The organism is Streptomyces sp. NBC_00029 (assembly GCF_045160505.1).
Taxonomy (GTDB): Bacteria; Actinomycetota; Actinomycetes; order Streptomycetales; family Streptomycetaceae; genus Streptomyces.
Map to the genome: position 1 here is coordinate 6798362 of NZ_CP108292.1, position 18905 is coordinate 6817266.

Sequence of the window (18905 nt, forward strand, 5' to 3'; positions counted from 1 at the left end):
CGATTCTTCGCCATGTCTGGTTATGATCGCCCTCCCGCCGTCCCCCGCTCGCGAGGACCGATGTCTCCCACAGAACCCGAAGGCATACGACGGCAGTCGACGACCCGTCGGCGGCGTACCGTGCGCCTGCGCACCCTGCTCATCCTGCTGGCGGTGGTCCCCACCGTCGCGATGGGCACCCAAGTGACGTTGACCGCGCAGCGGTTGCTGGCCCAGTCGGAGCAGCTCCGGGCCGACGTGGCCGCCGCCGAGAAGATCGGCGCCCCGCTCTACACCCTCATGGTCGACATGCAGGCCGAGCGGACGGCGACCGCCGCCCAGTGGGCGGGCGCCGCCGGGGCCGACGGTGAACTGCGCGCCCGGCGCGAGGCCACGGACCTGGCCGCCGCCGAGTTCCGCCGGCTGGCCGACGACCCCGCGAGGTCCTTCGGGGAGGTGACCCGGCCGCTCGACAAGCTGGCCGAGTACCGCCAGCGCGCGGACACCCGCAGCGGCACCGCCGACAGCGCCCTTTCCTACTACTCCGGGGTGATCGGCAAGGTCATCCAGGTGTACCAGCAGGAATTCAGCCACGCGGAGGACGCCGAACTCGCCCAGGCGAGCCGGCCCGTGGTCGCGATGCTCCAGGCCACCGAGATGGTGGCGCGCGAGGACACCGTCCTGGCCCTGGCCGGGCCGTCCGGAGACCTGAGCTTCGCCGGCTACGACCAGTTCGTCAGCGCCCTGGGCGCCCAGCGGTACCTGCACGAGGCGTTGATCGTCCCGCACCTGACGGCCAGGGACCAGCGGTTCTACGACCGGGTCGTCGGCTCCCACGACTGGCAGACGAAGACGCGCATCGAGAGCGCGGTCCTCTCCGGGCACAAGGACATCGTCTCGGGCATCCGGCTGCCCGCCGAGATCCGCGGCTGGCAGTCGGCGCACGCCAACTTCTCCGTGCAGATGACCACGCTCAACATCGACCTGGCGCGCTCGGTGCTCACCCGCGGCGAGGCCAAGGCCGACGAGCTGCAGACCGAGGTCGCCTGGCTGATCGCCGGCAGCGGCGGCGGGCTGCTGGCCGTCGTGGTCGTGGTCGTGTTCACCACCCGGTCGGTGCTCCGCCGTCTGCACAACCTGCACGTCCGCACGGTGACCGTGGCCGAGGAGACCCTCCCCGACGTCGTCGCCCGGCTCCAGCGCGGACAGACCGTGGACCCCGAAGCCCTGCCGGCGGTCAGCGGGGACCGGGACGAGGTCGGACGCATCAGCGACGCCTTCGCCCGCGCCGTCGCCGTGTCCGTCGAGGGCCACCGGCAGCTCGCCGCCGAGCGCCACGGATTCGGTCTGTTCGCCTCGGGCATCGCCTCGCGGACCGGAAACCTGGTCAGCCGCCAGCTGAGCCTCACCGAGGACCTCCAGGACACCTTCGGCCACGACGAGGCGCTGCTCGCCGAGCTGATGCGCGCCGACCAGCTGACGGTCGGCATGCGCCGGCAGATCGAGAACCTCCTCATCCTGGCGGGCGGCGAGGTCCCCGACCCGCACACCGACCCCATGCGCGTCGCCGACCTGCTGCGCGAAGCGGCTTCGGAGGTCGAGGACTTCCGGCGCATCGAGCGGCAGGCGCTGGACGAGACCAGCGTGGAACCGAGCGCGATCAGCCAGATCAGCCACCTGCTCGCGGAGCTGCTGGACAACGCCACCCGCTTCTCCCCGCCGCGGTCGAAGGTGGTCATCCGCGCCGAACTGGTCACGGACGGCCTGTCGGTCGAGGTCGAGGACCGCGGACCACGGGTGAGCCCGGAGCGCTACGAGGAGATGAACGGGCGCCTGCACGAGGCCCCGCCGTACTCCGTCCTGGCACAGAACGCGCACCGGCTCGGGCTCTTCGTGGTCGGGCACCTCGCCGACCAGCTCGGGGCGACGGTCACCCTGCGCCGCTCGGTGTACGGGGGCACTTCGGCGGTGGTGATCCTGCCGCAGCAGCTGCTGGTGGCCACCGACGAGGGGCAGGCGCCGCGCGCGTCCGAGCCGAGGCCCAGGCGCGAGCTGCAGGCTCCGCCCCCGGCCCTGGAGTTGCTCCCGGCCCCGGTCCCGGCCGCAGCCGCAGCCGATGCCACAGCCACAGCCGCAGCCGACGCCGCCCTCGTGCCGACGGTCCCGCCCGAGCCCGAGCCGGTCGTGCACACGAGCGCCGGACTGCCCAGCCGCCGTACGAAGGCCCCCGCGGCCCTGGCCGCACCCGCGGCCGCACTCGTCCGCGTACCCGCAACGGCGGCCCGCCCGGCCCTCCCGGAGCGCGTCCCGCAGACCCACATCGCCGAGCAGTTGCGCGAGCCCCGCGCGCCGGAAACGACAGTCCGGCCCGACACCGCGACACCCGAAGAGGTGGCCGATGCCTGGGCGGACTACGAACAGGGGACCCAGACAGTGGAAGAAGAGCTCCGACGGGAACAGCCATGACCACCTCATCGAACACCGCGGCATCCAACGACGCGATCTACAGCGTCCTCGACAACAACCTGAGCAGGATCGCCGGCATCCAGGGAGCCGTGCTCCTGTCCAACGACGGCATCAAGCTCAGCGCCTACCTGCTGGACGAGCCCCAGGCCGAGCGCATGGCGGCCGCGGCCTCCGGCATCGCGTCCACCATGAAGGCGATATCCCGGGACGTCGACGGCGGTCGCGTCATCCGCCAGCTGGTCGAGATGGACGACCGGTACCTCTGCATCGTCGGATGCGGCGAGGGCAGCACCCTCATCGTGGTGACCTCCCGCAAGGCGCGGCTCGGGGAGCTGGGCGGCGAGGCCGTGCGGACCGCCCAGGCGCTCGGCGAGTGGCTGGGCACCCCCGAGCGCGGCCAGCCGTCCGCGTAATGGCGCAGGACGAGCCACCGCCACAGCCGCAGCCACCACCCGCACGCCGCCGCCGGACGCGGCTGTACGCCCTGACCGACGGGCGTACGGCCGCTCCGCAGACCGTCCTCACCATGGACACGACGATCACGGCGGCGGACGGCGGCGACACGGACGGCGGCCTGCCCACCGAGTGGCAGGAGATCCTCGCCATGTGCGCGCCGCCCGGCGGGCGGGCGGTCGCCGAGATAGCGGCGCGGATGCACATCCGCCTCACCCCGATGATGCTGCTCCTCGGGGAACTCGCCGACCGCGGGCTGATCCACCACCGGTCGCCCCTGGCGGCCACCGAGACCACCGACGTCCACCTGCTCATGAGAATCAGGGACAGCCTTGCCCGGATATGACACGACCGCCCCTCAGGAACCGGCCCCGGTCAAGATCCTCGTCGCCGGTGGGTTCGGCGTCGGGAAGACGACCCTGGTGGAGACGATCTCCGAGATCGAACCGCTGCGCACGGAGGAACGGCTGACGGCCGCGGGGATCGGCGTCGACGACCTCGACGGCATCGAGTCCAAGTCCGTGACCACCGTGGCCATGGACTTCGGCCGGATCACCCTCACCGACGCCGGCGTCGTCCTCTACCTGTTCGGTACGCCCGGCCAGGAACGCTTCTGGTTCATGTGGGACGACCTGCTGAACGGGGCGCTCGGGGCGATCGTGCTCGTCGACACCCGGCGCCTCGACCGCAGCTTCCCCGCCGTGGACTTCTTCGAGAGCCGCGGGCTGCCCTTCGTCGTCGGCGCGAACTGCTTCGACGGCGAACAGCCCTACACCGCCGAGGAGATCGGAGCCGCGCTGCACCTGCGCGATCCGAACACGCCCGTCCTCATGCTCGACGCGCGTTCCCGTACGGACGTCCGCGCGTCCCTGCTCTCGCTGCTCGACCTGCTGATCGCCAGGGCGCAGGCGGCCCCGGCCGCCGTCAGCCGCTGAACCCGGACCGGCCCCCGGTCACCGACGCCAGGTGGTCCGCCAGGTTCCGGTGCGGCACCCAGCCCTGGGACCGGGCCCGGGTGAGGTCCAGGACCACCGGGTGCGCCAGCTGGTCCACCGCGTAGCGGCTGAGGGCCGGCTCGGCGGCGCCGGCCGAAGCCACGGCCTCCGCGATCCGGGCCGCCGCGGCGGCCACCGGCAGCGGGAGGTGCCGGATCCGGGCCCGGACGCCGTGGGCGCGCAGGACCGCGCGGACCGCCGCGTCGCGGCCGTACGGCTCCCCGTCGGCGATGTTGTACGCGCCCGGTGCCCAGTCGGCCGCCGTCAGGCAGGCCCGCGTCAGGTTCTCGACCGCGGTGAGGCTGAGCCGTACGTCCGGGCCGGGCAGCAGCAGGGTGCCCGCCCGGACCCGGGAGAGCAGCCGGGGCAGCAGTGTGGTGTCGCCGGGTCCGTAGACGGCCCGCGGGCGCAGCACCACCGCCCCGGCGGCGAGAGCCAGGGCCTCGCCCTCCGCCTTCGTCCGCCCGTAGGCGTTCAACTGCCCGGCCCGCGGATGCTCCTCGCCGACCAGGCCGCGGTCCCGCCGCGGATCGTAGACGCTGGCACTGCTCACCCAGACCACCGGCCGGCCGCCGGCCGCCGCGAACAGCCGCTCCGTGCCGTCCACGTTGACCGCGCGCATCAGCGCCGCGGCCCGCGAGCCGGGCGCCGGATCGCCGACGGCGGCCGCGCAGTGCACCACCAGGTCCACGCCCGTCAGGTCCGGCAGCTCCCGGGTGGCGTCCCAGAACCGGTGCGTGCCCACCGGGCCGGGCCTGCGGCCCAGACACACCACCTCGGCCCCGTCCGCCGCGGCGGCGCGTGCGACGTGCCCGCCGCAGAAGCCGCTGGCTCCCGTGACCGCGATCACGATCCGGCCCCGGTGGAGCGCGCCCGTACGGTCAGTGCGCGCCAGCCGGGCAGCGCCGCCCCCCGGTCCACCCGGGCCCGCGTCACCACCGGCCGGTACGGGGCCAGGGCGCCCAGCACATCGGCCAGCTGGACCCGGGCCAGCCGGGCCCCGGGGCACGCGTGCGGTCCGGCGCCGAACACCAGCCGGTCCACGGCCGGCCCGGCGGGCCGCAGGGCGTCCGGGTCGCGCCGGTGCGCACCGGCCGCGTGCCGGGCGACCAGCAGCAGCCGGTCCCCGCTCCGCACCGGGCAGCCGCCCACGGCCCCGTCCGCCGCGGCCACCCGGGGGAGCAGCGGTGAGGCCGCGGTGACCCGCAGCAGCTCATCGGCGAGCGCGGGCCGCAGCTCCTCGTCCGCCGCCTGCTCCCACAGTCCCGCGTCGGCGCACCAGGCCACCGCCCGGGGCAGCGCGGCCACGGTGGTGTTGACGGCGGCCACGGCCACCATCGCCGGCAGGGCCTCGTCGGCGGAGCCCAGCAGCAGCCGGAGCCGCTCGGTCGCGCGGGCCGCGGCGGCCTCGGCGCGCGGGCGCCGCGGCCCCGGCAGATGGCTCCGTACGGAGGCGGCCGCGGCCTCGGCGGCGGCCTCCGCGACGGCCAGGGGAGCGGCGCCCGAGCCCGACAGCGCGCACACCACCGCACCGGACAGTTCCCGCGCGAGGCCGACGAGGTCCACCTCCCCGCCCCGCTCCAGCGGCGCGAGACGGCGTACGAGCAACGGCTGCCAGCCCGCCCGGAGTTCCTCCACCCCGGCCGCGCCCAGTCCGCCCGCGAGGCCGCGCCGGTCCGCCCGGTGCCCGCCGCCCTCCTGGTCGAACAGCACGCCCCCGCCGCCCTGCAGCGCGGCGCGCGCCGCCGCGCCCGTCGTACCGGCCGCCGTCCGGTCGAGCGGCAGCCGCGTCAGGGCCTCCCGGTAGGCGTCCGGGCCGTGCACCAGCAGGGTCCGGCCGAGCCGGCGCACCGGACGCCCGCGGGTGACGGCGAGCAGCCCGAACAGCACGGGATGGCTGCGCAGGTAGACCCGGCGGTCCCGCCGCCGGGCCCGTGCGTGGGACACGGTGGTCATCGGCCCGGCACCTCCGTCCGGCGCGCCGCCAGCGCGGCCGTCGCCGCCCGGTCCGGTTTGCGCGAACGCCCGGACAGCGGGATCCGGGCGAGGAGCACCGCGTCCGGCCGGGCCGTGCCCATCCGCGCGACCGGCTCCGACAGGGCGGCGCGCACGGCCTGTTCGTCGGCGCCGCGCTGCGGCTGGACGACGGCGACGAGCCGTTCGTCGCCCTCGCCCGCCGGTATCCCGACGAGCACGGCCAGCTCCACCCCCGGCACGTGCAGGGCGGGCTCGTACAGCCCGGGATAGATGTTCTCCGCCCGGCGCAGCACCATGTCCTTGCTCCTGCCCTCCAGGACGATGCGGCCGGCGCCGTCCAGCCGGGCCCGGTCGCCCGTGCGCACCCACGGATCGGGCTCCTCCCCGAGGTAGCGGTGGCGGGCCGCGGGCCCGGCCAGCAGCAGCTGCCCGGTCTCGTCCGGCTTGGCGAGCACGCCGGGCAGCGGCGCCCCCACCAGGTCCCCGGCCTCCTCGAAGGCCGACTTCTCCCGCGACTCCACCGCGGCGGCCGGGAACAGCTCGGTGAGCGCGTACACGCCCCAGGCCTCGGCCGCGCCCGCCGCGCGTACGCGTTCCAGCAGCCCGGCGCCGGCCGGGGCCGAGCCCGTCCACACCCGGCCGTGGAAGCGGGCCCGCGCGCCCAGCGCGTCCCGCAGCCGGGGCGGGGTCAGATAGGTGTCCTGGGGTCGCAGCCGGTGCAATTGCCGTGCCAGTACACGGGCGTTGCCCGCCGGGAGGGCCACAGCGGCGCCGCGCGTCAGCGCGGGCACGAGGACGAAGAAGGTGCCGCCGAGCACCGGCCGGTCCCCGCGCGCGTCGAAGAGGCCGGCGACGGTGGCCATTCCGGCGGCCAGGCTCGCCCGGGTGTGGACGACGGCACGCGGCCGGGAGGTGGTCCCGGAGGTGAACACGATCACCGCGTCGGCGTCCCCGTCCAGGTCACCGCCGGGTGCGGGCACCCCGGCGCGCGGCGCGCCCAGGTCCAGCGCGGGCGCGCAGCCCGGCAGCCGGGGCCCGACCGTGGCCACCGGCCCCAGCTCGGCCAGGTCCGGCAGCGCGAGGCGGGCCCGGCGGGCCAGCGGCCGGGCCCAGCCCGCCACCGCCTGCGCGGCCGCGTCGGCCAGCACCAGCGAGGGCCGGGCCAGGGCCAGACGGGCGCGCAGCACGTCGGGCCCGGCGCCCGGGTCCAGTACGGCCCCGCGCAGCCCGAGCCGCCACAGCGCGAGCAGCACGGCGAGGGCGCGCGGCCCCGGGCGTACGGCGACGCCGACGGTGTCCCCGGCGCGCAGCCCGCGGGCGTGCAGGGCCGCGGCGAACGCGTCGGCCAGCTCGGCGAGTTCGCCGCGGGTGGCGCGTACCCGGGGCGCGCCGGTACGGGTGGCGGTCAGTACGGCGGGCCGCTCGGGGCGGCTGCGCAGCGCGTGGTCGAGGCGGTCCAGCATCAGCGGGGGTCGTCCGTTCCGTGGGTGCCGCTGCCCTGGTCGAGGTACCAGCGGGCGGTGCCGGCGAGCCCGTAGGCCCGCAGGCGCCGCGTCGAGTTCTCCACGACCATCGCCCGGCAGTGCGTGATCCGGTCGGTGTGGCGGCGTACGGCGTTGAGGAAGAGCCGGTCGGTCGGCGAGGGCCGCCGGGGCATTCCGCCGACGGCCAGGTACAGCTCGGCGGTGATGGCCATGTTGTTCCCGGCGTGCATGCGGTACGGCGCCCGGTAGCCGCGCCGGCGGGCGTGCTCGGGCCGCAGCCGGCCGAAGAGCGCCGCGAGGGACACCAGCGTGCCGAACCCGGCCCGGCCCAGCGGCCCGTGCTCGTCGCGGCGGGCCACGACGCGCCCGCACACCAGCCCGGGGCTGCGGGTGAGCGCGCCGCGCGCGGCCCCGGTCCAGCCGGGCCGGGGCAGACAGTCGGCGTCCGTACGGGCGAGCAGGGCCGCGCCCCGGCCGATCGCGTACCGGAATCCGGTGTCCACGGCGGAGCCGACCCCCTTCTCCGGCTCCTCGATCACCTCCACCGGGAACGGCGCGCCGGCCGCGAACGCGCGGGCGACCGTCCCCGTACCGTCCGTCGAGGCGTTGTCCACCACCAGCAGGGTGAAGTCCCGGTCCCGCTGCGCGGCGAGCGCCCGCAGGGTGTCCGCCAGCCGGGCCTCCTCCTCGTACGCGGGCACGACCACCCACATCCGAGCCCCCGCGGCCGTCACGACTTCTCCCAGACCATCGTCATGATGCTGATGCCGCCCCCGAGTCCCACGAACAACACCCTTTCTCCCGGCTCCAGTTCCCCGAAGACCCGGTCCAGCTGGAGCCCGATGCTCGCACTCGCGACATTGCCGAGCTCGGGCACCGTCACCACCAGCTTCCCGGCGGGCACCCCCGTCAGCTCCGCGAACCGCTCCAGGTACGGCACCGTCACCTGGTGCACCAGCACCTTGGCGAAGCCGTCCCAGTCCGTCCCCGTGCGGTGCAGCGTCCGGTCGATGACGGCCGTGCCCACCTTCTCGAAGACGCCCCGCAGTTCGTGCCCGTCGCCGCGGAAGTAGGTGTACTCGTCCCCGCGCGGGTGCCGTGACCCGCCGCCCGGGATGCCCCCGACCTCCCAGTGCTCCGAATGGGTCTCGCAGTCCACGTCGAGGATCCCGCCGCGCTCCACGGCCTCCACGACGACCGCGGCCCCCGCGTCGCCGAAGGTGTACCCGGCGAAACCGTCGCGCAGCTCCACGAGATCGGCCGGGTCCCTGCGCACCGCCCGGCTCGGCGTCTCACCGGTGACCACCAGGGCCCGCCGCGCCCGCCCGGCGAGGATCATGGAGCGGGCGAGGTCGATGCCGTTGACGAAGCTGTTGCAGGCGTTGGTGACGTCCAGGGCGTGGGCCCGCGAGCCCAGCTCCGCCTGCACGATGTGCGCGGTGGCCGGCTCGACCAGGTCGCGGGAGGCGGACGCGAAGAGCAGCAGGTCGATGTCGAGGGGGGAGAGCGAGGCGGAGGCCAGCGCCCGGCGGGCGGCGCCCACCGCGAGGGTGGAGGCGTACACGCCCTCGCCCGCGACACGGCGGGAGACGATCCCGGTGGCCTGCGTCAGCAGCCTCGGCGGCAGCGCCAGGCCACTGCGGCGCGCCACCTCCCGCTGGAGGGCGTCCGAGGACAGCACCTCCTCGGGCAGCATGCTGCCGACGGCGGTTATCCCGGCGCGCGGCAGCGGATCACACGGCTCGATGAACATGCCCCCACGATGACAAGCCGGGGGCGCCCGGAGCCTGAGTACGGATGCTCAGTCGCGCCCCGCCACCCGCACGGGCCGTCTGAGTATCCGCACCCCTGCCGGGCCGGGCCGGCTCACCTCGCCCGTACGACGGCCCGCGCGCCGCCCGCCGCCGAAGTTTCCAGCCGTTGCGTCCGCGCAGCAGGCGGCGCACCACCTCGCCCAGCCAGTGCCGGGTCAGCAGGTACCGGACGGTCAGCGCGGCGTCCCGTCCGGCGAAGCCGGCGTCCCGCCACATCTGTCCCGCCCGGTACGCGGGCCGGGCCGGTTCGGGACCGGTGTACGGGACGATCCGCCGGTCGGTGCCGCCCGGCGGGTCCGCGCGGAACGCCGCCCGGGCGGCGGAGAGGGCCAGCGCGAGGAACCGCCACAGCCCGTACCCGGGGCACACGGCGATCCCGACGACGACCGTGGGTGCCGAGGATCCGCGCGATCAGCTCCGGATCCACCATGTCAGGCTCCCTCCCCGCCGGTACCGCGCCCACGCGCGGTGTCCGGCCCGGCGGACCACCAGTCGGGTCCGCCCGCTGTCCGACCCGGTCCGCCGACAGCCCGGCCCGGACCGTCAGCTCCGCCCGGTCCGGGCGGGACGTCGGCGGGGCCGGGGGCCGGGGTGCGGCCCGCGGCGGCCGAGCCGGAGCGGCGCCCCGCGAAGCGTTCGCGCAGGCGGCCGAAGGCCCCCGGCCGCTGCCAGCCGCGGAACTCGTCCGCCCAGCGCCCGCCGAGGCGCGCCAGCGCCTGCTCCACCGCGGCCAGCTCCGCCGCCGCCAGCCCCCGTACGACCGGCCGCAGCACCCCGTCGAGGAGGTCCGTGCGCGTCTCCTGCCAGACCGCTCCGGCCTGTGGCTGGGAGGACCACGCCGTGAAGCAGTCGGCGACATAGCCCGGATCCAGCCGCAGCCGGTCGAGGACCCCGGGCCGGCGCGCCGCGAGCCGGTAGGCGCCCAGCAGCTCCGCGTCGTTGCTCTCGATCAGCGCCCGCAGCTCGCTGTCCGGCCGGTCCCCGGCCAGCAGCCGCGCGCAGAGCGCCGCGTACGCGCTCTCGCGCGGGCCCGGTTCGGGATCCAGCGACCGCAGGTCCAGCGCCCGGCGGACCCAGCCCCCGCCCGCCGGGCCCGCCCGCAGGTTCCGGGCCAGCTCCAGCAGCAGCAGCGACGGCCGCAGCCGGGCCGGGATCTCCTCCTGGAACTCCCCGAGCACCTCCGGCGCCAGCTCGGCCGCGTCCACGTCCCCGGCAGGGGCCCGCACCGCCGCCCGCACGAGCAGCTCCCAGGTCCCGGAATCCCGGTGGACCTGCGCGCCGGTCGCGGCGAGCACCAGGGCCGCCTCGCCCGCCCCGGGCGGCTCCCCGTCCCACACCAGCCGCATCGCGGTCCGCAGGACCGACGGCTCCGCGTACAGCGAGACGCCCGACTGTGCCAGCAGGGCGTTCAGCGCGCCGACCCGGTCCGGGCCGGCCGCGGCCACGACCGGAGCCCCGGCGCACATCCGCAGGTGCGGCCGGGCGTCGGCCGCGGTCAGCCGCAGCCCGGTTCCGTCGAACAACCGCCGCCCCGCCGTCGGATCGCCGGCGGCGAGGGCGTCCAGCCGGTCCAGTACGAGGGCCCGCAGCCCGGGCAGTTCGCTCAGCGCGGCCCGTACCCCCGCCCCGTAAGCCCGCTCCGGATCGGCGAGCAGTGCGAGTGCCAACTGCCGGGCCACATCCGGCAGCAGGTCGCTCACGTCCACCCCGAGCACCGAGGCCACCCGCAACAGCCCGGCGGCATGCGCCGGTTCGTCCGCGGGACCGCGGAGCGCCGTCCGCAGGTCCGGTTCCAGCCTCGCGGCGAGCCGGCCGCGGACGGCCGCGCCCAGGGCGCCGGCGGTGGGCAGGTCCGCGGGCGGCTCGCCGGTGCGTACCGCCTCGGTCAGGGTCAGGGCCACCAGCGGCTCGCACACCGCGGGCGGGGCCCAGCCGTCCAGGGCCGCGAGCAGCCGCCCGGCCGCGTCGGCCTCCGCCCGGTCCCGGTCCCCGGCCGGGCGGCCCAGCGCCAGGGCGAGCGCGTGCAGCCGTACGTCGTCCAGGGCGTCCCGGTGCCCCGCGGCCCAGTCGGCGGCCGCCGTCCGGCCGGGGGAGGTCAGGGGAATGCCCGCGGCCAGGGCGAGCGCGGCCAGCGGGCCCGCGTCGTACGGTCCGGCGGCCAGCCGCCGTACCTCGGCGACCAGATCCTGGCGCTGCGCCTGCCAGACCCGTGCGGCGGTGTCGGCCCACGCGTCCGGCGCCCCGGCTGCGGGGGCGGGGGCGGCGGAGCGCATGGCGTCGTACACCCGGTAGCGGTGCTCCTGCCCGGCGAGGCCGAGCCCGCCCTCGGGCATCACGCCGATGATCTGCTGCCGGGCCAGCTGCGGCCGCCGGGTGTACGTGGTGAAGGTGAGCCACTGCCCCCGCTGGTGCGGCAGCACACTGCACGCGAGCATGATCCAGCGGGCCACCGCCTCGCTGTCCGACTCCACGAGCACGATCTGCGGGGCGTCCGGGTCCTCGCCGAGCCGGCGCACGTCGGCGAAGAAGGCGGCCAGCCAGGGCCCGCGGGCGGCGACGAAGGAGGCCAGCGCCGCCACGTCGAGACGGCCCGGCGCCGGCACGGCGGCCAGTGCGGGAGCACCGCCCGCCGGGGTGGCGGCGGCCCACTGCGGCGAACCCCAGGCGGTGATCGGCAGCTCGCCGACGGCCGGGCCGGAGCCGGCGGGCTGCGGCAGGTGCACCGCGTGGGCGTGGAAGTTGCCCCAGCGGCCGCTGTAGTCGGCGCCCGTGTACACCGAACGCGCCAGCAGCCGGCTGCCGTCGGCCAGCACGTTCAGGCTGAGCGCCTGGGGGAAGGCGGCCAGCTCCTGCGGACCCGGGCACGGCGGCGCCTCCCGGGGCGGTTCGTAGCCGATCAGCTGCTCCGCCTCGCGCAGCAGGGCGGGCGGCACCCCGGGGCTGACGGCGGTGAACCGGAAACCGGAGCCGTCCGGACCGGGAGGGGCCGAGGTGTAGTGCAGTTGGGCGAGATTCATGAGTTCCCCTCCGAGCCGGTACGGCTGCCCGTGCCGGCGGAGCCACCGGTGCGCGGCAGCAGCCCGCCCAGCCCCGGCAGCCACAGCAGCGGATCCTCCACGCGCAGCGGCCGCGGACCCGACTTCGGGGCGTCGGCCGGAGCGTGCGAGGGCGGCGGCGGCCCGTCGTCCGACGGCAGCCGGTCGCGCACCGCCCGCACCTGCAGCGGGTCGTCGAAGCCGAGGGCGGCCGGTCCGGTGGCTTCCGGCAGCCGCAGCCGGTCGTAGAGGTCCTCGGCCAGCTCGCGGTCCCGGCGCCGGGTCTCGCCGCCCATCGCGGTCACCGATGCCCCGTACGCCCGGCCCACCCTGCCCCGCAGTTCGCCCAGGAGCACCGAGACGCAGGTGCTCTTGCCGGAGGCCTTGGGGCCGAGCAGGGCGGTGATCCGGGTGTCCTGGTCGCAGTAGTCGCTCGGGAAGTCGCTGTGGCAGCGCAGGCACACCCGGACGGGGGCGGATCCGCCGCGGGCGGGGCAGTCCGCGCGCGATCCGCCCCCGTTCGGCGCGAGGCGTCGGCCGGGGCCGCGCGCGGCGGTGAAGACGGGCCCGCGCATCTTCAGCGCCGGAGGCACGCTCGGTCCCGTGAAGTCGGCCCATATGGTGTCGAGTTCGGCCGGGCAGGGCCGGGCGCCGCGCACCCCCGTGGCGGACATCCGGCAGCGGTACGGCAGCCGGGCCGCCGGGGACCGGTCGAAGCAGTAGGGGCAGACGACGGAGGTCATGTCAGCGGACCACCAGGGAGAGGAGGGGAGGCTCTTCGAGCCGGACGGAGGCGGCGGCGCCGCCGAGGAGAAGACCGCGCAGGGCGTACGGGCGGCCGGGCGCGGCCGCGGTGTCGATCGGCCGCTCCACCGTGCCCGTACCCGTCCCGGTGACCGCGGCCGCGAGTTCGGCCCCGGTCACCCGGCACACGGCCGTTCCGGCGGCCGGGCAGCCCGGGCGCTGGGGGTTGCGGCCGCCGTCCCCCCGGACCGCGAGGACGAACTGGGGGAGGCCCGGGCCGGCTCACCGCGGGTGAGCCGCACCACCCGCCAGTGGGTGTCCCCGAAGTCCCCGGGCGGCCAACGCAGTTCGATGCCGCCGGGGACGAGTAGGGACTCCAGCGGGCCGGGGTCCCCGGGGTCCGGCCGGTGGGTGCGGACCAGCCCGCGCACCGCGCGCGGGCAGTCGCCCGCCAGCGCCGCCGCCTCCTCGTAGTGGACGCGGGCCCGCTCCGGATCCCCCTGCTCCTCGGCCCGCCCGGCCACCGCGAGCGCGGTGTCGGCGGCGGCCGCCCGGGCGGCCAGTCCGGCGAGGAGGCCGGCCAGCGGCCGGTCCCCGCCCGGCGGCGGCAGGAGGGCGGCCCGGCGGGCGGCGCAGCGGATCCGGTGCTCCAGCACGTCGTCCGGCAGGGCCCCGGCGGCGGTTCGCTGGCCCTCGTCCTGCCGGGCCCGCCCGGCGGCCGCGTGGACCAGGGCGACGGTCTCGGCCGGGTCCACCCCGAATCCGGCGGCGGTGGCCGGCAGATGTCCCTGGGGACGGTCATGGAGCAGGTGGGTGAGCTGGTAGAGCAGGACCCGGCGCAGGGCGGCCGGGTCCGCGTGCCGGATCGTGGCCAGCCGCTCCAGCAGCCGGGCGGCGGCCGGGTCCGGCGCCTCCCGGCGCATCGCCCGCAGCGCCGCGGTGCCCACGTGCCGTCGCCGGCCGGGCCCGGTGACGCCGAAGACCCCGTCGAGCACCCGTAAGCGGCCGCCGGGCGGGACCAGCATCTCGCCCAAGTGGCTTAATCCTAGGGTCTGTTGTGTGGCAAGGAGTGCCCCGTAACCTCCCACCAGCGGCGACAGCGGCATGGCGGAGAGCGCGCGGGACGGCCCGAGGGCATGCCCGAAGTCGGTCCCCGCCATCCGCTCTGCGCCCCCCGTGCAGTGTCTGGGAGGTCATTTCAGCAGATGCGCAGGTCCTTCGGGAGCGCTTTCCGTTCTCCAGGTGTACGGCGCAGTGTCACGAAGTGATCTCCGGCCGGTACCCCGGGACCGCTGTCCTTGGGGCGCCCCTCGACTCCCCCCTCACCCGCAGAGGTCGTCACCCCATGGCAGAACTCAACCGTCGTAGGTTCCTGCAGATAGCCGGTGGCACCGCTGCCCTCACGATGCTGAACGACAGCATCGCGCGGGCCGCCGCCATCCCTGCGCAGGGCGCCACCGGAACCATCCAGGACATCGAGCACATCGTCGTCCTGATGCAGGAGAACCGGTCCTTCGACCACTACTTCGGCGCGATGAAGGGGGTCCGGGGCTTCGGTGACCCGCGGCCGGTCCTCCAGGACAACGGCAGGTCGGTCTTCCACCAGTCGAACGGGACGAAGGACATCCTGCCCTTCAACCCGCAGATCCAGGACCTCGGCATGCAGTTCCTGGAGGGGCTCAACCACGACTGGGCCGGCGGCCACCAGGCGTACAACAACGGTAAGTACGACAAGTGGGTCCCGGCGAAGACGGCCACGACCATGTCCTACATGACCCGGAACGACATCCCGTTCCACTACGCCCTCGCCGACGCCTTCACGGTGTGCGACGCCTACCACTGCTCCTTCATCGGCGCCACGGACCCGAACCGCTACTACATGTGGACGGGCCACACGGGCAACGACGGAACGGGCGGCGGCCCGGTCCTCGGCAACCAGGAGGCCGGCTACGGCTGGAAGACCTACCCCGAGCGGCTGGAGTCCGCCGGGATCTCGTGGAAGGTCTACCAGGACATCGGCGACGGCCTGAACGCGGCCGGCTCCTGGGGCTGGATCAACGACGCCTTCCGCGGCAACTACGGCGACAACTCGCTGCTGTACTTCAACAACTACCGCAATGCCCAGCCCGGCAGCGCCCTGTACGAGAAGGCCCGCACCGGCACGAACGTCAAGGCGGGCGACGGATACTTCGACCGGCTGCGCGCCGACGTGGTGGGCGGCAGCCTCCCGCAGGTCTCCTGGATCGCCGCCCCCGAGGCGTTCAGCGAGCACTCGAACTGGCCGACGAACTTCGGCGCCTGGTACATCTCGCAGGTCCTGGACGCGCTGACCGCGAACCCGGAGGTCTGGGCGAAGACCGCCCTCTTCATCACCTACGACGAGAACGACGGCTTCTTCGACCACGTGGTCCCGCCGTACCCGCCGGCCTCCTCGGCCTGGGGCATGTCCACGGCGGACGTGTCGAAGGACCTCTACGCGGGCGGCGGCGGGTACGCGGCCGGACCGTACGGGCTCGGGCCGCGCGTCCCGATGATCGTGGTCTCCCCCTGGAGCAAGGGCGGCTACGTCTGCTCCGAGACCTTCGACCACACCTCCGTGATCCGCTTCATGGAGAAGCGCTTCGGGGTGCAGGAGCCCCAGATCTCCCTGTGGCGCCGAGCCGTCTGCGGCGACCTGACCTCGGCCTTCGACTTCACCCGGGCCGATTCCGCGCCCGCCGCCCTCCCGTCCACGGCCGGGTACGTCCCGCCGGACAAGAACCGCCACCCGTCCTACCACCCGACCCCGCCGGCCACGGGCACCCTGCCCCGGCAGGAGGCCGGCTCCAAGCCGGCCAGGGCGCTCGGCTACAGCCCCTACGTGGACGGCGCCCGCACCACCTCCACCGGCAAGTTCACCCTCACCTTCTCCTCCGGCCCCACTCTGGGCGCGCACTTCCACAGCACCTCGGGCAACCGTACGGACGGCCCGTGGCCCTACACGGTCGAGGCCGGCAAGACCCTCTCGGACACCTGGTCCACGAGCAGCGCCACGGGCAACCGGATCGACCTCACGGTGTGGGGACCGAACGGCTTCCTGCGCACCTGGCAGGGCCCGGCGAAGAAGACCGGCCCGGAGGTCACGGCCCGCCACGTCGCGCCCACCGGCAGCCTGGCCCTCACCCTGACCAACTCCGGGACGGCGGCGGTCAACCTCACGGTGACCAACGCCTACGGCGGCGCGCCCCAGATCCTCCGGGTGGCGGCCGGTGCGAGCGTCTCCCACACGGTGGCCCTCGCCGCCTCGGCCCACTGGTACGACGTGAAGGTCGTCTCCGACGCCGATGCCACCTTCCTGCGGCGCTTCGCAGGGCACGTGGAAACCGGCGCCCCGAGCGTCTCGGACCCGGCGATCAGGACCGTCTGATCCGGTCCTCCGGCGCACGCAGCAGCCGCCGTTCCAGGACCGGGAGGTCCGCGGGACGGTGGCTGCGGGCGTACCGGAGCAGGAGGTCCCGCGCGGTGTCCGGCACCCGGCGCCGCTTCGGGTGCCGGGTGGTGAACTCCTCGCTCGCGAAGAACCGCACGGCCCCTTCCAGGCCGGCCCGGTCCGTCTCCCGCACGGCCCAGGCCAGTTCCGCGGTGGCGGCCCCGGCCAGCAGGCGCAGCGGGGCCCGTTCGGCGAGGAGCCACGCCGCGTCGCGCGGCTCCTCCCGTACGGCGCCCAGCCAGCCGAAGGCCACGCTCAGCGGCACCCCGCGCGGCGCCGCGGGATCCTCCTCGCCCGCGGCGAGGGTCCCGGCGTACTCCCACAGCTCCGCGGGCGCCGCGGCCACCCACCGCGCGCGGTGCCGGGCCGGTATCCCTTCGGGGGACAGCGGGTTCAGCAGCCGGTTCGACTCGGCGGTGGGGTGGTGGGCCCCGTCGCCGTCCTCACAGGCGCACGTGAACACCACGTCGCCGGCCGCGGCGGCGCGCAACCGGCCCAGCTCCCGGACGGCCCGTACCTCGGCGGCCTCGGCGGGATCGGTGATCTCGTAGCTGCGCGGGTGGTGGGGGTGCCGGGCCCCGTCGGCCCGGGAGAAGTCCCCCATGACCAGACGGTCGGTGCGCGATGTCGGGCTCACGGTGTGATGGTAGGCGCGATGGGCATGACGTACGGCGTCGGTTGTCACCACCTCCGTCACCGAGGGAGAACGCATGGCCATCGCCCACCGCAGGATCGGCACCGGACCCGTCCGCGTCATCGTGCTGCACGACTGGTTCGGCACCTCCGCGAACTGGGGTTCCGTACTGGACCACCTGGACCCCGAGGGCTTCAGCTACGTCTTCCTCGACTACCGCGGATACGGCGACCGCCGGGACGTCGCGGGCCGCCACAACCTGGCCGAGATCGCCGACGACGTCCTCGCACTCGCCGACGAGCTCGGCTGGGACACGTTCTCCCTCCTCGGCCACTCGATGGGCGGCAAGGCGGTCCAGCAGGTTCTCGTCCGGGCCCCCGAGCGCGTGGAGAAACTGATCGGCCTCGCCCCGGTCCCGGCCGGGCCCTACGCGATGGACGACGCCACCCATTCGCTCTTCCACGGCGCCGCGACCGACCCCGAGAAGCGCCGCGCCATCCTCGACCTGGTCACCGGCAACCGGGTGAGCCGCCACTGGCTCGACCGGATGGTCGCCCACTCCCTCGCCGTCTCCCGCCCCGAGGCCTTCGCCGGTTACCTCGCGAGCTGGCAGCCGCTCGACCTGTCCGCCGCGGTGAAGGGCAACACGGTCCCGGTGCTCGTCCTCGTCGGGGAGTACGACCTGGCGATCACCCCGGATGTGATGCGGGCCACCTGGCAGGCGTCGTACCCGGACTGCCGGATCGTGACGATCCCGGGGTCCGGCCACTACCCGCCGCACGAGACCCCGGTGGCCTTCGTCACCGAGGTGGAGGCCTTCCTTCGGATCTAGCCGGAGGACACACGAAAAAACCCGTGGGGCACGAGGAAACCTCGTGCCCCACGGGATCAACAGGGTGAGTGACGGGACTTGAACCCGCGGCCACCTGGACCACAACCAGGTGCTCTACCAACTGAGCTACACCCACCACGAAGGGCGGCGGACCACCCGTTCGATGTGCAAGCACAGCATAGCCGATCAGAGGGGTGGTCCCGCGACGCGTTATCCGGCCGTGGAGCTGCTTGCGGCCCGGCCCGCGTCCCGGGCACGGGCGCGGACGACGGCGGCCGCGGCGAGCGCCCGGACGATCGGATGCGGCCTCGACCCGTCCCCCTGCAGCTCCGGCTGGAAGAGCGTGGCCAGGAAGAAGGGGTGCCCGGGCAGCTCCGCGATGCGCACCTGCCCCTCCTCGTCGTGCCCCGACAGCCGCAGGCCGTGCTCGACGAGCGTCGGCAGGTGCCGGGGCGCCGGTCCGTAACCGCAGTGGTAGCGCTCCATCGACCGCTCCGCACCGAGCGCGGTCTCGGCGAGCGAGCCGGGCTCGGTCTGTACGAGGCCCTCGTGCCCGACGAGCGAACAGGCGAGCGGGGCGATCAGCAGGTCCGCCGCCCCGGGCTCGTTCTCGGCGTGCGCGGCGCCGGTCAGACCGCAGACGTTCCGGCCGTACTCCAGCAGTGCGTGCTGGAAGCCCCCGCACGTCCCGAGGAAGGGGACGCCCTCCTCACGGGCCACCCGGATCGCGGCCAGCGCCCCGGCCTCGCTCGCGTACGGACTCCCCGGGAGCACCCACACGGCGTCGAAGCGGGCCAGGGTCCCGGCGGCGGCCTCGGCCTCCGCATCGCCGGTGGGGATCCAGTAGCCGTCGAGGACGAGTCCGTCGCGGGTGGCCAGGGCGTCGAGGAGGAGGGGGATCCGGGTGTGGGACGCCACATGCGGGGAGCGGTCGCCGACGAGGGCGATCCGGGCGGTCGGCTCGGTCGGCGCGGTCCGTGAGGTCGGTGCGGTGGTCATACCGGCCATCGTGCGACCCGGCCC

Annotated in this window: 18 protein-coding genes and 1 tRNA gene; 6 read left to right on the plus strand and 13 right to left on the minus strand. The window is 75.4% G+C overall.

The features are described 5' to 3' along the window. Positions 1–60: 60 nt before the first annotated feature. From OG753_RS31640 to OG753_RS31655, 4 genes are read left to right on the plus strand one after another with little or no spacing between them, the layout of a single operon-like run. On the plus strand, positions 61–2445 hold the full coding sequence (locus OG753_RS31640; protein ID WP_405791044.1) for a nitrate- and nitrite sensing domain-containing protein: 2385 nt from the start codon (positions 61–63) through the stop codon (positions 2443–2445). Next, positions 2442–2858, plus strand: coding sequence for a roadblock/LC7 domain-containing protein (locus OG753_RS31645; RefSeq protein WP_327265002.1), 417 nt, complete (start codon positions 2442–2444; stop codon positions 2856–2858). Before OG753_RS31640 ends, OG753_RS31645 begins: the two co-directional genes overlap by 4 nt. Then, complete coding sequence (locus OG753_RS31650; protein WP_327265003.1) at positions 2858–3244, plus strand: DUF742 domain-containing protein; 387 nt, start codon at positions 2858–2860, stop codon at positions 3242–3244. The genes OG753_RS31645 and OG753_RS31650 overlap by 1 nt, the downstream gene beginning before the upstream one ends. Then, the gene (locus tag OG753_RS31655; RefSeq protein ID WP_327265004.1) at positions 3231–3833 is read left to right on the plus strand and encodes an ATP/GTP-binding protein; all 603 of its coding nucleotides are present in this window, start codon (positions 3231–3233) and stop codon (positions 3831–3833) included. The genes OG753_RS31650 and OG753_RS31655 overlap by 14 nt, the downstream gene beginning before the upstream one ends. Here the strand turns inward: OG753_RS31655 and OG753_RS31660 are convergent. The 10 genes from OG753_RS31660 to OG753_RS31705 form a co-directional block, all read right to left on the minus strand. Further along, complete coding sequence (locus OG753_RS31660; RefSeq protein ID WP_327265005.1) at positions 3823–4743, minus strand: NAD(P)-dependent oxidoreductase; 921 nt, start codon at positions 4741–4743, stop codon at positions 3823–3825. The genes OG753_RS31655 and OG753_RS31660 overlap by 11 nt on opposite strands. After that, the gene (locus OG753_RS31665) at positions 4740–5849 is read right to left on the minus strand and encodes a cytochrome P450 (RefSeq protein ID WP_405791045.1); all 1110 of its coding nucleotides are present in this window, start codon (positions 5847–5849) and stop codon (positions 4740–4742) included. Before OG753_RS31665 ends, OG753_RS31660 begins: the two co-directional genes overlap by 4 nt. After that, positions 5846–7333: a class I adenylate-forming enzyme family protein gene (locus tag OG753_RS31670; RefSeq protein ID WP_405791046.1), complete on the minus strand. Its 1488-nt coding sequence runs from the start codon at positions 7331–7333 to the stop codon at positions 5846–5848. The genes OG753_RS31665 and OG753_RS31670 overlap by 4 nt, the downstream gene beginning before the upstream one ends. Further along, complete coding sequence (locus OG753_RS31675; protein WP_405791047.1) at positions 7333–8088, minus strand: glycosyltransferase family 2 protein; 756 nt, start codon at positions 8086–8088, stop codon at positions 7333–7335. Before OG753_RS31675 ends, OG753_RS31670 begins: the two co-directional genes overlap by 1 nt. Next, positions 8085–9107: a 3-oxoacyl-ACP synthase III family protein gene (locus tag OG753_RS31680; RefSeq protein WP_405791048.1), complete on the minus strand. Its 1023-nt coding sequence runs from the start codon at positions 9105–9107 to the stop codon at positions 8085–8087. Before OG753_RS31680 ends, OG753_RS31675 begins: the two co-directional genes overlap by 4 nt. Further along, positions 9088–9537 carry a hypothetical protein gene (locus OG753_RS31685; protein WP_405791049.1) on the minus strand — a complete coding sequence of 150 codons (450 nt, stop codon included), beginning with the start codon at positions 9535–9537 and terminating at the stop codon, positions 9088–9090. Before OG753_RS31685 ends, OG753_RS31680 begins: the two co-directional genes overlap by 20 nt. Before the next feature lie 62 nt (positions 9538–9599). Beyond that, complete coding sequence (locus OG753_RS31690) at positions 9600–12185, minus strand: GTPase-associated protein 1-related protein (protein ID WP_405791050.1); 2586 nt, start codon at positions 12183–12185, stop codon at positions 9600–9602. Continuing rightward, positions 12182–12946: a hypothetical protein gene (locus OG753_RS31695; RefSeq protein WP_405791051.1), complete on the minus strand. Its 765-nt coding sequence runs from the start codon at positions 12944–12946 to the stop codon at positions 12182–12184. The genes OG753_RS31690 and OG753_RS31695 overlap by 4 nt, the downstream gene beginning before the upstream one ends. Position 12947: 1 nt before the next feature. Next, on the minus strand, positions 12948–13127 hold the full coding sequence (locus OG753_RS31700) for a hypothetical protein (protein ID WP_327265013.1): 180 nt from the start codon (positions 13125–13127) through the stop codon (positions 12948–12950). After that, complete coding sequence (locus OG753_RS31705; RefSeq protein WP_405791052.1) at positions 13124–13981, minus strand: hypothetical protein; 858 nt, start codon at positions 13979–13981, stop codon at positions 13124–13126. The genes OG753_RS31700 and OG753_RS31705 overlap by 4 nt, the downstream gene beginning before the upstream one ends. 311 nt (positions 13982–14292) lie before the next feature. On the opposite strand from OG753_RS31705, the gene OG753_RS31710 reads away from it, so the two are divergent. Next, positions 14293–16353, plus strand: coding sequence for a phosphocholine-specific phospholipase C (locus OG753_RS31710; protein ID WP_405791053.1), 2061 nt, complete (start codon positions 14293–14295; stop codon positions 16351–16353). Here OG753_RS31710 and OG753_RS31715 read toward each other — a convergent pair. Then, complete coding sequence (locus tag OG753_RS31715; RefSeq protein WP_405791054.1) at positions 16340–17053, minus strand: hypothetical protein; 714 nt, start codon at positions 17051–17053, stop codon at positions 16340–16342. The genes OG753_RS31710 and OG753_RS31715 overlap by 14 nt on opposite strands. Before the next feature lie 73 nt (positions 17054–17126). Between OG753_RS31715 and OG753_RS31720 the strand changes: the two genes are divergently transcribed. Beyond that, positions 17127–17882, plus strand: a complete 756-nt coding sequence (locus OG753_RS31720; protein WP_383198524.1) for an alpha/beta fold hydrolase — start codon at positions 17127–17129, stop codon at positions 17880–17882. Positions 17883–17945: 63 nt separating this feature from the next. On the opposite strand, the gene OG753_RS31725 is transcribed toward OG753_RS31720, so the two are convergent. Together OG753_RS31725 and OG753_RS31730 are read right to left on the minus strand one after the other, a co-directional pair. Then, positions 17946–18018, minus strand: a tRNA-His gene (locus OG753_RS31725). Positions 18019–18092: 74 nt separating this feature from the next. Beyond that, on the minus strand, positions 18093–18881 hold the full coding sequence (locus OG753_RS31730) for a glutamine amidotransferase-related protein (RefSeq protein WP_405791055.1): 789 nt from the start codon (positions 18879–18881) through the stop codon (positions 18093–18095). Between the last annotated feature and the right edge of the window lie 24 nt (positions 18882–18905).